This window comes from Streptomyces sp. SDr-06 (genome assembly GCF_003324565.1).
In the GTDB taxonomy this organism is placed as follows: Bacteria; Actinomycetota; Actinomycetes; order Streptomycetales; family Streptomycetaceae; genus Streptomyces.
In genome coordinates this window covers 33,032-47,418 of sequence record NZ_QOLA01000006.1, presented here as the reverse complement: position 1 = coordinate 47,418, position 14,387 = coordinate 33,032, and the positions used below count along the sequence as shown (strand labels likewise).

Below are 14,387 nucleotides of genomic sequence, written 5' to 3'. Positions count from 1 at the left end.
CGTCAACTCCCCCTTGAACACGGGAGGACTCCATGCCCTTTCTTCAGTACCTCGCGAAACTGACCTCGCCCTCAGTCCGTCGTGCCGCACCGGCCGGATGCGCCTGCCCGTCGCTGCCACTGACCCTGTTCGACGGCATTCCGCGCACCTACCTCCTGGACGATCCGGTCGCCTGCCCCGGCCCCCATGCCCGGCATGCCGCCTACCACCCCCGCGTCCATCTCGCCTACCTGCTCGCCCAGCAGGGCCGCGATAGCTGCTGGCTGGCTCAGTTCACCGATCTGCCGCCGGCGGCCGCGCACCGCATCAGCCGAGCCGCCACCGGCTCCCCGGCCAACCACCCCGCCTCTCCCGGACCCGTCCTGCACCCTGCACGGAGGTGAGCCACCCATGTCCGCCCTGCCCACCCTGCGCTTCCTCGTCCGCAAGGCCACGCCCACCGGGCACGGTCGCCTCCGCGAACGGATCGGCGGCGTTGTGCTCCGGCTCGCCGACGGCCCGCCGGGCAGCACCGTCCACGACGCGACGTCCGGTCCTGCGGCGGTCTCAATAACCGTCCCACACGTACCCGTCCGCGGCCGCACGGCGCCGCACGCCCACTGGCATACCGTTACCGGCCCCGAGGGGCGGCGCCGCCTCGAAGCGACCTGGCACTGACCAGCCCCCAGTAGCCGACGGCCCCGGGGGCGCCTGTGGCTCCCTTCGCCCGCGGTGACCGCGGCCAGCCTGCTCGCGGCACCGCACCGAGGGGGCCCGCCCGTTTCCCGGCCCCGCACCGTGGCCCTGCGCTGAGCAACAGGAGGACCCATGCCCCTGCACTACCGATTCGCTGACCGCATGCGCCGTGAACCGCAGACTGCGCCCGCGCAGACACGATGGCGTCGACAGGTCCCGCCTGCCGTCCAAGCTCCCTCCCGGCCCGAAGCGGCAGAAGGGCCGACGGCACCTGTGCATCGCACGGGCGGCCTCGTCGTGGACTGCGGAACCCGCCGGAGCTCGGTCCACGGCCGCCAGCTCGAGCTCACCTGTATGGAGTTCGAGCTGATCGCCCATCTCGCCGCACACCCGGACCGCGTCTACACCCGCCGCCAGCTCATGGAACTCGTCTGGCAGCAGAGCCCTTCGGGCGACATGCGCACCGTCGATACCCACATCGCCCGCCTGCGCCACAAGCTCGGCCCCGAGCACCGCACGATGATCCGCACCGTACGGCAAGTCGGCTACGCCCTTGCCCCGTCACCCGTCGCAGCGGTACCCGCGACCGAGGGCTGACCCATTCCCTCGCCCACACCCGACGGAATCCGAGCCGATTAGAGCCGCTTGTGCCGACGACACCGTCGCAGCCCCGCGACGACGTCGCCTCCGCCGCGAAGCGCGGACGAGCGCGGTCTGCCTTCGAGGGCCACCGGAAATACTTGCCTAGTTGCGCAAGCGGTGATTAGATCCGGGCAGTTGTCGAACAGGGGCCCGCCGCATGAAGCTCTCACGTCACCGACCCGCCGCAGTCGCTACGGCTGCATCGACCGTCGGTCTCTTCGCAGCGCTCGAAGCGTTGGGCCTCGCGTACGCGCCGCCTGCAGCACGGGCGTTGGTGGTCAGTGCCATGGCCGGGACAGCCGCCGCCCTGACTCTGTTCCTGGCCCGCCGCCACGTCCGGGGAATCAGGGCGTCGGTCGGCTCTGGGCGTGGGCCCGTGGTCGCGTGTGCTGACGCGCGGCATCAGGACCACTTCCCGATGGACGACCTGCGCTCACTCCTGCTCCGGAGCAACCCGCCGAGCCTGAACAGCTGTTACAGGGCATGGGCACTCGCCCTCCAGGGTCACGACGCCCCGGGCATCATGGGCCTGCTGGGTCTCCCCGCTGACGCGGCGTGCCTCCTCGTGGAAAGGGCCGCCACGTGCCGCTCTCCCGGACCGGTGCCACGCACCCACCGGACTCCTCGCTCCAGAATCCGGCAGTTGGAGCGGCGGCGTGAGGTCCGTAAAGCCGCTCAGCGCCTCACCGAGCGGCCACCTCATGTGTCCGCCGACGCCGTTCTCAGCGACCTCGACGCCTGCATCGCCAGCCTTCACCAAGCCGCAGTGGACGCCTGGCGCACCGGTATTCCCCTCCAGGACATCGCACAAGACGCCCAGCTCTCCGTGAACACCGTCCAGCAGTGGATCGCCTCTCACCAGGCTCGCCAGGGCATTCGCGGGGCTCCAGGCAGTGGCGCCGGCACTCTGCCCCCCGACGCCACGCGGTAACGACGGCTGCTCCCGCCCAGATCGCCAGCCCCAGCGTCGCGGTATCGACTCCTCGTAGAGCAGGCCGACCGGGGACGCGGCACGGAGCCCATGCTCTGGGCAGGCGGGGGCCCATGGGCGACCCCGGCGCGCTGAGGCGTTTCACCAAGAGAGGCTGCCGGTCCTGCCGTTCGAGCGACCCGGGCCCATCCGTTGTAGTTCCTGGGAACTGGGGCAGGCGCCTGCCGCCGTGGCCCCTGACTGCCCGGTCCTGACGCTGTCCGCTCCACCCTCCACCCTCCACCCTCCTTAAGGCTGTAGATCTTGACGACACGAACACGGCTGTATCGCAATGGCGTATTGGCGCTGGAAGACTTCCCGGCCGAAGACATATCCGAATACATCACTGAACCGGGAGTGGCGGTCTGGCTCGACCTGAGCGTGCCCAGCCCTGCTGACTTCGCCATGATCAGTGAAGAGTTCGGGCTTCATGAACTGGCGGTCGAGGATGCTCGACACGACCACCAGCGGCCCAAACTCGACCGCTACCGCACGCATGCCTTCCTCAGTACCTACGCCGTGTGCACCGACCCGGACACCGGAGGCCTCTACACGAGCGAGCTGTCGGTCTTCGTGACCGAGAACGCGCTCATCACCGTCCGTCCCGACGAGAACTTCGACATGGCGGAGGTCGTCGAGCGCTGGGACAGTAACGCGGACTTGGCCAAATACGGCGTGGGTTACCTCCTGCACGGACTCCTCGACCACATCGTCGACGGATACTTCGAAGCTGTGCAAGACCTTGACGACCGCATCGAAGCCGTGGAGGACCTGCTCTTCGAGGAAGGCCGCCAACAGATCGACACCGTCCAGCGCAGTTCCTACCAGCTACGCAAAAGCCTCTCCAAGTTGCGGCGCCTGGTCCTGCCCATGCGCGAGGTGGTCAACAGCCTTCTGCGCCGTGACCTGCACATCGTGGCCGAGCCGCTGCTGCCGTACTACCAGGATGTCTACGACCACGTGCTGCGGGCGGGGGAGTGGACCGAATCGCTGCGGGACATGATCGCTTCCATCATGGAGACCAACCTGACGGTTCAGGGCAACCGCATGAACCTCATCATGAAGAAGGTCACCAGCTGGGCTTCCGTCATCGCCGTGCCAACCGCCATCACCGGGTTCTACGGGCAGAACGTCCCCTATCCCGGTTTCAACACCCAGGCCGGGTTCATCGCTTCGACCGCTGCCATCGTCATCCTGTCCGTGGTCCTGTACACCGCCTTCAAACGCAAGGACTGGATCTGACGCACTCCGAGGAAGCATGCCTTGGACATGCCGCGCCCGCCCGCCTCTCGAAGACGGGCGGCGAGGCATCGTGGCCCCGTTCGTGACCGCGCTGAGCCACGCAGGATCCCGCGCCCGGTTCGATGAACTCGGCGCTTACGGCCACCTTCGCGGTCAGGGGCGGGATCAGTCGGTCAAAGCCGCGAGCTCGGCGTTGGCGCGCTCGCTGACCAGGGCGAGGACGCGGCCGGCGGCGGCCAGGTCCGCCGCGCGTCCTCTGGGTGAAGGTGCGCGCCGTTCGCTGCGAGCAGCTGCTTGGCCAGCAGCTCGTCGAGGGCGGCGTGGCGTAGTGGGCAAGGCCCAGGGCGCGAGCGATGGCGGCGGGGGCAGTGGTGGGTGCGGTGGTGGTCATGGTGTGCGCGCCGGCTTCGATACATCGCATCTGTTCCAGCGGGCGACCAAGTCGACGTCGCCAATGCCGGAAGAGGCCGTGCGCATCCGGTTTCGTCGGCAGCAATCCTCGATTGCGGGCACGCTGCGGGCCCGACTTGCTGCCGACAGCCTCGTCGGCAGGGACGCCCCCCAGGGCGCGAGCCGCGTGAGGGGTGTCAGTCCCGTCGGCTGGAGTAGGGAAGAAGGGCCATCTCGCGGGCGTTTTTGATGGCTGTCGCGATCTGCCGCTGCTGCTGAGCGGTGACGTGCGTGACGCGTCGGCTGCGGATCTTTCCCCGGTCGGAGATGAACCTGCGCAGCAGATCGGTGTCCTTGTAGTCGATGTAGGTGATGCCGGCCGCGATGAGCGGGTTGTGGCGGACCTTCGTCGGCCTGCTGGTTTTGGCGTGCCGGGTCATGTGGGCTCCTCAGGTGGCTGGTTGGTCGGTTTCTCCGTGCGCGGGCTGGCCTTTGCGGAGTCGAGCGGACAGGCCGGGCGTCTGTTCAGGCCGCCCGGCCTGGTGGGTGGCGGAGGTTCGTCGATGAGGGCGGCTCGCTGTCCCCCGTGGTCGCCGGGACGGGATCAAGGGGTGCCGTCGTGCCGGTGTTGAGGAAGCCGGCCAGGACGTCGCAGTGCTCAGCGGTCGGGGCGAAGAAGGCCGCGCTCGTATGCCTTGACCAGCCGCTGAGGCACCAGACAGGGCGTGCCGTCCACGGTGATGGGGACGAGGCGGGGCGTGGTGGCCTTCCACTGCGCACGGCGGTGACGCGTGTTGCTGCGGGACGTTTTGCGCTTGGGCACGGCCATGTGGACCTCCTGGGAAGGGTGATCGGACGAGACGAAGCTACCTGAAAATGGATTCCATTTCCAAGTGTCGACGAGGTTGAGGGCTCTCGCACCGGGCGGCTCGAACAGTTCCCCCCCCACAGGCAGAGGACGTGGAGGCCGCATTGAGCCGGGCTCCCTGCGGTCGGGCGGGGCTTCCGCACCCGCCACCGGGCCGCCTCCCAGGCGGCCGGCCGCCCCAGTGGCAATGGCAGATGAAGCTCTTCCCCGGTTATCCCCATGTCCGCCATCAACGCACGTACGGACTCCGATGCTGTGGTAGTTGCCTGGCCGGACAGTTGGGCCAGGCGGGACACGAGGAGATGGGGAGGCGCACGATGTTGAGACAACCAGCGCGATGGGTCGTTGCCGGGATGGCCGCGCTCACGTTACTTGCGGCCGCGCAGGCGGCGGTTCCGGCCTTCGCGGATCCGGCCCCTCAGCTGGACCTGAAGATACTCCTGATCGGTTCCGGCCAAGGAGACCCGACCACGGAGGCGTGGCAGAACGCCCTGGACACCGAAGGGGTCGCGTACAGCCTCGCGACGGCCACCGGCGACGTGGGCAGCGAGACGGTGTCGTTGCCCACGCTGTCCAGTGGTGCGCACGGCTACTACAACGGTGTGGTGTTCGCGGACTCACCGGCCTGGTTCAGTTCAGGACAGCTGACGGCGCTGGACAGTTACGAATCGAGCTTCGGCGTGCGGCAGGTTGACGGATACGTGTATCCCTCGGCCTCGGTGGGACTGACCGCTGCCGGATCGGGCGCGATGAGCGGTACCGCCCAGCTGACGACTTCCGGCCTGGCTGCGCTGCCGGAACTGAAGGGCCCCGTGCCCTTCGAGGCCGGTGCCTACGGATATCCCGCCACCCCTGTGAGCGGCGCCCCCGTCACGCCCTGGATACAGAACGCGGCCGGTCAAACGCTGGCCGCCGTCTACCAGCACCCGGCCACCGACGCGCAGGCCGGCGTCGCCGAGCTGGCGTTGACCTTCAACTACAACCGCACCCAGCTGCCGTGGCTGCTGCTGGCACCCGGCTTGATCAACTGGGTCACGCAGAATACCCATCTGGGCCTGTACCGGAACTACTTCGGGCAGGACGTCGACGACGTGTTCATCGCCGACAACGAGTGGAGCAACAAGTACCAGTGCACCCCGGCGGCGACCAACCCGAACGACGTGCTGTGCCCGTCGGGTGTGGGCGGCAACCCGGCCGACGGCCCACCCGACACCCAGATGAGCGCCGCGGACGTGGACTACGTGGCCAACTGGGAGAAGCAGACAGGTATCAAGCTGGAGTTCGCCTTCAACGCCATCGGCGCGTGCACCGCGCCCACCGCGGGTGCGGCGTCGAGCGCGAACTGCTCGGGCAGCAGCACGGTGAACGGCACGACCTACACCGACCCGGGCCACCAGGCCGACCCCGGCTACCCCAACGACGCGGCCTTCGTGAACGAACTGCTCAAGCAGCAGGCGTCGTTCAACTGGATCACTCACACCTGGTCGCACATGTTCCTGGGCTGCACGGTCGCAGCTCCGCAGCCCGCGAACGCACCGGCCGCTCAGGCGGGCGGGGCGCTCGCCGCAGGCAGCTACAGCTACGAGGTCACCGCCGCGACCGCCTACGGTGAGTCGGAGCCCTCCATCCCGCAGCAGATCACCGTCGCGGCGAACGGGTCGGTCGCGCTGTCCTGGCCCGACGCCCCCAACGGCGGAGGCCCGAGCCTGGCGAAGCTCGAGTCGCAGTACTCCGGCGGCAGCGGCTTCTGGGGCTACAACATCTACCGCGCCCCGGCCGGCTCCAGCACCTTCGGGCTGGTCGGCCAGGTCAAGGAGGACCCGACCGGCGCCGCCACCACCTATACCTTCACCGACACCGGCGCCACCGCCCCGGGCAGCGGCCCCGGCAGCACCGCCACCTACCCGACCGCCACCGACCCCGGCATCGGATGCGCGAACGCCGCCGGCTGGGTACCGGCGACCAGCGCCGGCCCCGACTCCAGCATTGAGCAGGAGATCGGCCTGGACGACGCCTTCGCCGCCAACAACGGCCTGACGAACTTCAGCACCCACTCTCTCGTCACCGGCGAGCACTCCGGCCTGGAGAACCCCAACACTCCGCGGGCCTTCGCCGACACCGGCATCACGGTCTTCGGCGCCGACGCCTCGCGCCAGCCCCAGTCGTACACCATCTCCGGCACCAGCTCCGCGGGCGCGAGCAATGTCGCCGCCTCCGCGCCGCGGTACCCGAGCAACATCTACTACAACGCCGCCAACTGGCCGGACGAACTCAACGAGTACAACACCGCCTACGTCGCCAACGGTTCTTCGATCGGCGACAGCCAGTACCCCGCCGAGACGGGGAAGTGCTCCAACACCCCGTCCACGACCTGCACCACCACTCCGGCCACCGAGGCCACCGTGCTCTCCACCGAGTCCAGGATCATGCTCGGTCATGTGCTGGCGGACGACCCGCGGATGAACTACGCCCACCAGTCCAACCTGATCGGCCCGGCCACCCAGACCGTGGGCGGCACCACCTCCGACTACGGGTATACGCTGCTGAGCCTGCTGAGCAACATGCAGGCGCAGTACGCGAGTTGGTACACGGCGCCGCTGGTCCAGATGACCGACGCCAGCCAGTCGCAGGTACTGGCCGAGTCCGCGGCCTGGGCTGCCGCGAGGAACGCCGGAACGGTCACGGCCTCCGTGCAGAACGGCTCCGTCGTGATCAGCAACTCCGGTGGTTCCGCGGCATCGGTGCCGGTCACCGTCCCGGACGGCAGCACGGTCAACGGCGCGGCCTTCGGCGAGTCCTACGGCGGCACCCGGTCCGCCTGGACCCCGGTGGGAGCCGCAGGCGCGATCACCGTCACCGAGCCCAGGAGCGGCACCGCACCGGTGATCACAGGGCCGGTCACCGCGACCGCCACGGTCGGCGCCGCGTACAGCACCGCCATCACCACCACCGGCACCCCGACCCCGGCACTCACGGAGTCCGGAACCCTGCCACCTGGGCTCACCTTCAAGGACAACGCCGACGGCACCGCCACCCTCGCCGGAACCCCAGCGGCCGGGAGCGGCGGCAGCTACCCGCTGACCATCAACGCCGCCAACGGTGCGGGCAAGGCCACCCATGCCTTGACGCTCACAGTCAGCCAGGCCCCGTCCTTCACGAGCAAGGCCGGCGCGGCGGCCGGAATACTGACCCCGTTCAGCTTCACGGTCACCACTACGGGCAGCCCAGCCGCGAACCTCACGGAGAGCGGCACCCTGCCACCAGGCTTCAAGTTCACCCCCGCGAGCAATGGAACGGCGACGATCACCGGCACCGCCCTCCTGCCAGGGGTCTATCACCTGGCCCTCACCGCCAAGAACACCGCGGGCACCGCCACCCAAGCCTTCACTCTCACCCTGACCCTGTGACGGGCTCTCGGGCCATCGCGACCGTCTGCCTCGTCCGCGCGCCCGGGACGGGTTGGGCCTGCTGGTCGATCCCCGTGTTGTTCCGGCAACCCCTCGGCACCAGGTAGCCGGACGCTCAACAGAACACCTCACTGTCCGGGCGGCGCCGAGGACCGGCAAAGCAACAGCCGGCCCTCGGCGCCGCGTCAGGAGCGCGTGAACTCCGGCGGCATGCCCGCCAACTCAGTAGCGGCTGTGGCGACGATGGGCCCGCTGGTGGGGGACCCGAAGTGCCGCCCGGCGGAAGGTGGGGCGGGAGCGGGGCATCGGGTTGCGCCTGGCGGGCCGTGCCGGGGCGAACGCGAGCAGGAGCAGGGGCACGAGAGCCGTGACGAGGATGAGCACCATAACGAGGGTCATGATTCTGCCTTCCGTCGAGTGCTGACGGCCTGTCACTACAGCTGGTAACCAGATAGCGGTCGCTTAAACACGGTCCGTGTTTGAGCCTCTGGGCCTCCCCTTGATCCGTCACACCCGACGCCAAGCTCGGCAGCTACAGCGACCTGGGGCTCACTGCGGAGGTCGGCGCATGGATGAGATGATGCGGGGCAGGTACCGAAAGATCGTCATGTACGGGGCTGAGGAGGGGAGTGGCTGTGACTGCTGGAGCGATCGGCACGGAGGCTGCTGAGACCGAGGGCAGAGTCGGAGAGCAGGCTCTCCCCGAGATCGCAGTGCCCACTGAGGTGGCTCCCCGTGATGCGCGGGCCCTGTCGCGGCAGTTCTTCGAGCGTCTGGCCGTCTTGGAGGAGGGCACGGCCGAGTATCAGTACACGCGGAACACGCTGATCGAGATGAACATGTCGCTCGTGCGTTTCGCCGCCCGGCGCTTTCGGCACTTGGCCGATGAGATGGAGGACGTGGTTCAGGTCGGGATGATCGGCCTGATCAAGGCGATCGACCGGTTCGAGCTGTCCCGGGAAACCGAGTTCGCCACTCTTGCCATGCCTTACATCGTCGGCGAGATGAAGCGGTTCTTCCGCGACACGACGTGGGCCGTTCACGTGCCGCGGCGTCTTCAGGAGCGCCGCAGTGAACTGTCTCGGGCCCGTGAAGAACTTGAGAGCCGCCTGGACCGTTCCCCCACCGTCAAGGAACTGGCCGCGCACATGGACCTCACGGAAGGCGAGGTCCTCGAGGCGCAGATGGCCGCCAACGGCTACAACTCCGCTTCCCTGGACGCCGCTCTCACTGGTGACGCCGAGGACGGCGAAGCCGCCCTGGCCGACTTCATCGGCACCGAAGACCCTGCCATGGAGCTCGTGGAGGACTGCCACGCCCTCGCCCCGCTGCTGGCGGAACTCTCCGACAGGGAACGGCTGTTGCTGCACCTGCGATTCGGTGAGGAACTCACCCAGAGCCAGATCGGCGAGCGTCTGGGCGTCTCTCAGATGCAGGTCTCCCGTCTGCTGACCCGCACCGTGGCCAGACTTCGCGCCGGCATGTGCACAGAGCCCGGCACGGTTGCCTCCGGCTGACCTGCTCTCCTGGGGCTGACCTGCTCTGAGGTGCCCGCGCTCGCCGACGTGCCGGGCTCCCTCAGAGCGTCCGTGCGACAGGAGCGCGGCCCCTGGTACGCGGCGGTCCTGTCGGGCGCACCACGGCGCCTCGGGCTGTGTTCGTACTGGCTGCACCGGACAGTGAGGGAGTCCGGGGTGAATGGAGCGGGCAGAGGCCGGGCCTTTCCGGCAGGGCGTGAACGCCCGTGCGGACGAACGCTGCCGGCGGCCACAGTTGCCCTGCGCGAACCGGGCGCCGAAGAGGATGAGGAGCGGCTGGCAGACAGGCGCTAATTATTTCCTGAAAGCAAGTGTTGCCTATGAGCAACTATCAGGAATACTCTGGGGCGTCGCACTGTACCTGTCGACCTCTGCGGTGGCCATGCAAGAGCCCTTGCCCCATCGACCCTGGCCGGCGTTCGCTGCCACCTCAAAGGGGCCCTCCGTGGATACCCGTAGCTTTGCTCAGCCTGCGCTCCGCGTCACACGCTCAACCTCCCGCTTCCTGATCCTTGCCCTGTCCGGGGAGGTGGACCTGGAGACGCTCGGCCCGCTGAGGCAGGCCTTGGCCGCCGCTGAACGCGACCCGGCCGAGCTGTTGGTAGTCCTGGATCTGTCGGCGGTCCAGTTCGCCGACGCGGCGCTCGTCAACACGCTCTTGCGCGCTCGCTGCGGTCTCGGGACGCGACTGCGCCTTGCTGCACCGTCCTGGGTGGTCCTGCGCCTGCTGAGGATCCTCGACCTGGAGCGTTGCTTCCCCATGTTCGCCGCCCCCGCTCTCGCCTCCACGGGGCTCGACGGGCCTTGGGCGGACGCGCCGGTCAGTCCTGGTGAGCTCGACCGCTGACGGAGCGGCGGGCGACCGACCTGACCGATGAGCGGCCCATGGCCGGCGAGTGGCGCCTCGCCCTGGCCGGGGTCGCTCACGAAACGAGCCCTACGTCCTTCAGGCAGGACGCGCGATCCGCAGATGCGTCTCCTCCGCTGCCCCGTCCCGGCCGGACTGGCCCGACCCGCCAACGCCACTGTCCACGACCGCGGCAGCCGCCCGCCGAAAAGCGGCCAGTCCCTTGATGAGGTGGTCCACCTCTTCCGGGGACATCGTCGTCAGGACAGGCCGAAGCTCATCAAGCTCCCGAAGCCTGGACTCCTCCAGCAGAGCCCGGCCCTGGCGGCTCAAATACAACTCCAGCTCCCGCCGACTGGTGGGGCTGAGGCGGCGCTCCACCAGACCAGCGGCCTCCAACCGATCACACAGACGGCTCGTCGCCGGCGGGCTTGAGCGCAGCGCCTCTCCCAGAGCCCGCAAGTTGCCGCCCTCCAAGCGGCCGATCGCCAGCAGCGCCCGCATCTGCGATGCGGACACCGGGCTCGCCGGTGCCGCGCCGCGAGCTCGTTCCTGCAAAACGCCGAGCAGCCCCGTCACCTCGGCGGCGACATCTGCAGCTTCCGGCGATCGACTGGCAGGGCTTGGGCGCATTGCCCTACTGTGCCATCCGCGGAGTCACGCTGTCAGTACTGGGTGCGCGGTCAACCAATGCTCTTCTCCCACGCAACGGGCGCACCCCTCGTCAACTCCAGGCCCAATGCCAGCCGAGGGCGCTACGTGGACACGGCTTGCCCTGGCGGATGTCAGCTCTCGAATTACCTTTGCGCCCTTTGTGTAGATTGAGATGACCTTGCCAGGAATGGGAGGTCTGGCGCCGGAGCCGGGCCGGACCGACCCCGGGGCTCCGTGCTCCGCCTCGGGAGGCCTACCGAAGCCCAAGGGCGGGCGGTCTTCGGCTTGGTTCGTCCGTCTTCGGTCGTCGCTCTCCCTTCTCGGGAGATGGGAACCAGCGTGCCCGCGCACCCCCTACTCACCACCCCGGACGCGAGTCCACCGTGGAGACGTCATCGCAGAGCGGTTGTCCGCACGGCGGTCGCGGTGTTTCCCCTTTCCGTCGGGCAGCGTGGGATGCGAGCCTGGATGGTTTTCCCGTCGCCGGGGCCCGGGGTGATGGTTACGTCGCTGGTGAGATGACGGATCAGGTGCCAGCCAAAGCCCCCGCTGCCCCTGTGCAGGTCCGGGGGGGGGCGCGCACCGGGCAGGGAAGAGCTGGGGTCGCTGACAATGACGTGGACCGCTTCCGCGGTCGCGCCGAGTTCCATGGTGTACTGGCCGCCCCCGTGGCGGAGGGCATTGGTGGCCAGCTCGGACACCAACAGGGCGACGTTCTCCGCCATTTCGGCTTCCAGGGCTGGTTCCAGACCGCGTGCGAAGGCGCGGGCGACGTCGCGCGTGCGAGGTACGCCGGCCGGGCTGTGGCCCTCGATGATGAGGGGCGCGGGTGCTTCTACGGCGGCCGATGCAGTGCAGTTCATATGGGATCACCCCAACTATGTCGGTCGTACCGCGGAGAAGTGCTTGTGCCCGACACTTGGGCCCTGGCACTTGGGGTTGGACGATTCCCTCGGCCGGGCACAGTGGGAGTCGACGCACTCCGTCGGGCCGTCGAGGACGTCGGCACGAGAGCCAAGGGGAGCCTCGTTCCGCCCGCGGCCCCGCTGCGTGGCTCGCGTTCCAGCATCCGTTGCTGGGCGGCGGCCCCCGGAGCCTCACGGTCTATTCACAGAAAATAGTGCGAGGTTGGGATACTTTCCGCAGCGAGGGCACATGACTGGTAGCCGTTCGGGCGCGGTGAACGTGAGCGAACACCTCCTGGATGGGGTCGTGTATCTGCATTAACGGGAGTGACGGCCACGTGGACCGCGCGGGATCTTCGGACGATCCCCTGGATTGTTGTGCCCGGCAGGTGGCTGAAGCCGCAGAGGCCTTGGTGACCACGTGGACCGCGGCAGTGCAGAACGTCGTGCCCCGTCTGTCCGTCATGCAGCTCGAAGCCCTGAGGATCGTCTCCCAGGCTCCGGGCCTCAACCTCACGAGCTTTGCTGATCTGGTCGGTGCCACAGCCCCCACGGCCAGCAGGCTTTGTGACCGGCTGGAGGCGGCGGGGCTCCTTCGCCGCGAGCGCGCCCCGGCCAACCGGCGCGAAGTGGGGCTGTCGCTGACTCTTCAGGGCCAAGAGCTGTGGGCGTCCATCTCTGAGCAGCGCTCCCTGGCCATGCGTCGGGTTCTCCAGGGGGTGCCTGCCGCGCAGCGTGAAGCACTGCTGGCGGGACTGGGGGCATTCGCCGCTGCCGTGAAGGACGGCCGGGGGAAGGGCGGTTCCGCCCGGGAGCCCTGAAGCGCCCCCGGCGGGTCGGGGAGATGTGCGTGGGCCCTGGCCAGGCTGACGGCGCGGTGGCCCGCCATGGGGCGGGCCAGGGTCCCCGAACATGGCCGTCCGCAGGCAGGAAGGGTCTCGCAGGCGGAGAGCCGAACCGCTCAGGGGCTGGCTGCCGAGGACCCTCGCCAGTCCAGACATACGACTGCGGCGTCGGTGGGCAGATCTTCCCCGCCGTGGTACTGCATCAGGCCGTCGACGACGGCGCGTGCCGTCTCGTGGGTCGAGGCGCTGCGGGCAGCAGCGATGGTTTCCCGCAGGGCCCGTTCTCCGAAGGAGGCGCGGCCGGGGTTGCGCGTGGCGTGGACGCCGCTGCTGACGATGACCAGGCGGTCGCCGGGGCGAAGGCTGAACTGTTCCGCGTGGTATTCGGTCTCCTCGAACACGCCGAGGGGCAGCTGTGTTTCGAGGGAGACCTTCTCGACCGCGCCGTGGCGCAGCCGGAACAGCTGGGGTGAACCGGCGTCGACCGCCTGGGCTTGACCGGTTGCCAGGTCGATGCGCAGCAGGAGCGTGGGGGCGTAGCGGTGGCCGGCGTGTTCGCCATAGACGGCCTGGTCGGCAAGCCGGGCCTGGTCTTCGAGACAGATGCCTGCGCGGCGGGCGTTGCGCAGGGCGTTGACGGTGAGGTTGGTCAGCAGGGCTGCCGCGATGCCGTGGCCTTGGCCGTCGGTGACGGTGAGGGTGAGCGACTCGTCGTCGACCGTCCAGTCGAAGTTGTCGCCGCCTACCGCGTAGGCCGGTTCGAGGTGGGCGCCCAGGATGAACTCGTCGCGGCGGAAGCCTCGGCCGGGCAGAAGCTGCCACTGCATTTCCGCAGCGAGGGTGAGGCGTCTGCGCCTTCGTGTTCGCAGGTAGAGGTCGGTAGCGCGGTCCGCGACGAGCAATTCGTGTCCCAGAGCGGTCGCGAAGGCGGCCAGGTCCAGGACGCCGGCCGCGCCCTTGACGGCGGTCTCGGGCAGGTGGACGGACAAGATGCCCAGCCGGTCTCCTCGCACGGTGATCGGCAGGTGCACCGCTACCATGCCTGGCTCGTCGGTGACTTCGACGAGGGGCGCCTCGGCGGTGAAGGCGCGTCCGGCGGCGCTGCCGTCGCGGATGGCTACGGCCTCTGCGGTGTGGGGCGGGATGGTCACCGGTTGCAGGACGCTCAGGCTGTAGTCGGCGAGATGGAGGGTGACCTGGCGGGCCTGCATCCGATCGGCCAGCAGGGTGCGGGCGGTGGACAGCAGCGCCGTGGGAGAGGCTGATCGCAGGGTGCTCTGCGCGATACCCAGCCAGCCTGCCGTGTGCCTGTTCATGATCTTCTTCTCTCGCAGGGGGGAATTGGGCCGGGCCCCGTGCTGCATCGGTCGCTGTCCCATCGTCCTCTTTCCGCCGCGGTGGCGG

The 14,387-nt window shown here is 68.8% G+C and carries 14 protein-coding genes; 8 read left to right on the top strand and 6 right to left on the bottom strand.

Translation table 11 applies throughout. The annotated features are described in order from the left end of the window. Positions 1-32 precede the first annotated feature (32 nt). From DT019_RS15145 to DT019_RS15125, 4 genes are all read left to right on the top strand, one after another. Positions 33-383 carry a hypothetical protein gene (locus DT019_RS15145; RefSeq protein WP_114037318.1) on the top strand — a complete coding sequence of 117 codons (351 nt, stop codon included), beginning with the start codon at positions 33-35 and terminating at the stop codon, positions 381-383. Positions 384-390: 7 nt separating this feature from the next. Further along, positions 391-657, top strand: coding sequence for a hypothetical protein (locus DT019_RS15140; protein WP_114037317.1), 267 nt, complete (start codon positions 391-393; stop codon positions 655-657). Positions 658-807: 150 nt separating this feature from the next. Next, on the top strand, positions 808-1,272 hold the full coding sequence (locus DT019_RS41060) for a winged helix-turn-helix domain-containing protein (protein ID WP_189389570.1): 465 nt from the start codon (positions 808-810) through the stop codon (positions 1,270-1,272). Between the two features lie 1,279 nt (positions 1,273-2,551). Beyond that, positions 2,552-3,529 (top strand): magnesium transporter CorA family protein, encoded by a 978-nt coding sequence (locus DT019_RS15125; RefSeq protein ID WP_223279530.1) that lies wholly within the window; start codon positions 2,552-2,554, stop codon positions 3,527-3,529. Between the two features lie 587 nt (positions 3,530-4,116). Here the strand turns inward: DT019_RS15125 and rpsR are convergent. Then, positions 4,117-4,359, bottom strand: a complete 243-nt coding sequence (rpsR, locus tag DT019_RS15115; RefSeq protein ID WP_114037315.1) for a 30S ribosomal protein S18 — start codon at positions 4,357-4,359, stop codon at positions 4,117-4,119. 218 nt (positions 4,360-4,577) lie between these two features. Then, complete coding sequence (rpmF, locus tag DT019_RS15110; RefSeq protein ID WP_114037314.1) at positions 4,578-4,748, bottom strand: 50S ribosomal protein L32; 171 nt, start codon at positions 4,746-4,748, stop codon at positions 4,578-4,580. Between the two features lie 392 nt (positions 4,749-5,140). Here rpmF and DT019_RS15105 point away from each other — a divergent pair, with 392 nt between their 5' ends. Then, entirely contained in the window at positions 5,141-8,194 is a 3,054-nt protein-coding gene (locus tag DT019_RS15105; RefSeq protein ID WP_114037313.1) for a hypothetical protein, read from the top strand. Positions 8,195-8,416: 222 nt separating this feature from the next. Here the strand turns inward: DT019_RS15105 and DT019_RS39555 are convergent, their stop codons facing one another. Next, positions 8,417-8,593, bottom strand: coding sequence for a hypothetical protein (locus tag DT019_RS39555; protein ID WP_189389568.1), 177 nt, complete (start codon positions 8,591-8,593; stop codon positions 8,417-8,419). 236 nt (positions 8,594-8,829) lie between these two features. Between DT019_RS39555 and DT019_RS15100 the strand changes: the two genes are divergently transcribed. Both DT019_RS15100 and DT019_RS39550 read left to right on the top strand, forming a co-directional pair. Continuing rightward, positions 8,830-9,711 (top strand): SigB/SigF/SigG family RNA polymerase sigma factor, encoded by an 882-nt coding sequence (locus DT019_RS15100; RefSeq protein ID WP_388977613.1) that lies wholly within the window; start codon positions 8,830-8,832, stop codon positions 9,709-9,711. 466 nt (positions 9,712-10,177) lie between these two features. Then, positions 10,178-10,579, top strand: coding sequence for an STAS domain-containing protein (locus DT019_RS39550; protein ID WP_189389566.1), 402 nt, complete (start codon positions 10,178-10,180; stop codon positions 10,577-10,579). A gap of 99 nt (positions 10,580-10,678) precedes the next feature. Here the strand turns inward: DT019_RS39550 and DT019_RS15090 are convergent, their stop codons facing one another. After that, complete coding sequence (locus DT019_RS15090; RefSeq protein WP_114037310.1) at positions 10,679-11,212, bottom strand: MarR family winged helix-turn-helix transcriptional regulator; 534 nt, start codon at positions 11,210-11,212, stop codon at positions 10,679-10,681. Positions 11,213-11,625: 413 nt separating this feature from the next. Then, positions 11,626-12,096 (bottom strand): ATP-binding protein, encoded by a 471-nt coding sequence (locus DT019_RS15085; protein WP_114037309.1) that lies wholly within the window; start codon positions 12,094-12,096, stop codon positions 11,626-11,628. A gap of 455 nt (positions 12,097-12,551) precedes the next feature. Between DT019_RS15085 and DT019_RS15080 the strand changes: the two genes are divergently transcribed. Then, a complete protein-coding gene (locus DT019_RS15080) occupies positions 12,552-12,959 on the top strand; it encodes a MarR family transcriptional regulator (protein WP_223279528.1) in 408 nt (135 codons plus the stop codon). Positions 12,960-13,099: 140 nt separating this feature from the next. Here the strand turns inward: DT019_RS15080 and DT019_RS15075 are convergent, their stop codons facing one another. Then, positions 13,100-14,299: a PP2C family protein-serine/threonine phosphatase gene (locus tag DT019_RS15075; RefSeq protein ID WP_114037582.1), complete on the bottom strand. Its 1,200-nt coding sequence runs from the start codon at positions 14,297-14,299 to the stop codon at positions 13,100-13,102. Between the last annotated feature and the right edge of the window lie 88 nt (positions 14,300-14,387).

Bases quoted from the DNA above. Each gene is read 5' to 3' on its own strand.
- DT019_RS39555 (WP_189389568.1), bottom strand. From the start codon at position 8,593: ATGACCCTCGTTATGGTGCTCATCCTCGTCACGGCTCTCGTGCCCCTG.
- rpsR (WP_114037315.1), bottom strand. From the start codon at position 4,359: ATGACCCGGCACGCCAAAACCAGCAGGCCGACGAAGGTCCGCCACAAC.
- rpmF (WP_114037314.1), bottom strand. From the start codon at position 4,748: ATGGCCGTGCCCAAGCGCAAAACGTCCCGCAGCAACACGCGTCACCGC.
- DT019_RS15090 (WP_114037310.1), bottom strand. From the start codon at position 11,212: ATGCGCCCAAGCCCTGCCAGTCGATCGCCGGAAGCTGCAGATGTCGCC.
- DT019_RS15140 (WP_114037317.1), top strand. From the start codon at position 391: ATGTCCGCCCTGCCCACCCTGCGCTTCCTCGTCCGCAAGGCCACGCCC.
- DT019_RS15085 (WP_114037309.1), bottom strand. From the start codon at position 12,096: ATGAACTGCACTGCATCGGCCGCCGTAGAAGCACCCGCGCCCCTCATC.
- DT019_RS15075 (WP_114037582.1), bottom strand. From the start codon at position 14,299: ATGAACAGGCACACGGCAGGCTGGCTGGGTATCGCGCAGAGCACCCTG.
- DT019_RS41060 (WP_189389570.1), top strand. From the start codon at position 808: ATGCCCCTGCACTACCGATTCGCTGACCGCATGCGCCGTGAACCGCAG.
- DT019_RS15105 (WP_114037313.1), top strand. From the start codon at position 5,141: ATGGCCGCGCTCACGTTACTTGCGGCCGCGCAGGCGGCGGTTCCGGCC.
- DT019_RS15145 (WP_114037318.1), top strand. From the start codon at position 33: ATGCCCTTTCTTCAGTACCTCGCGAAACTGACCTCGCCCTCAGTCCGT.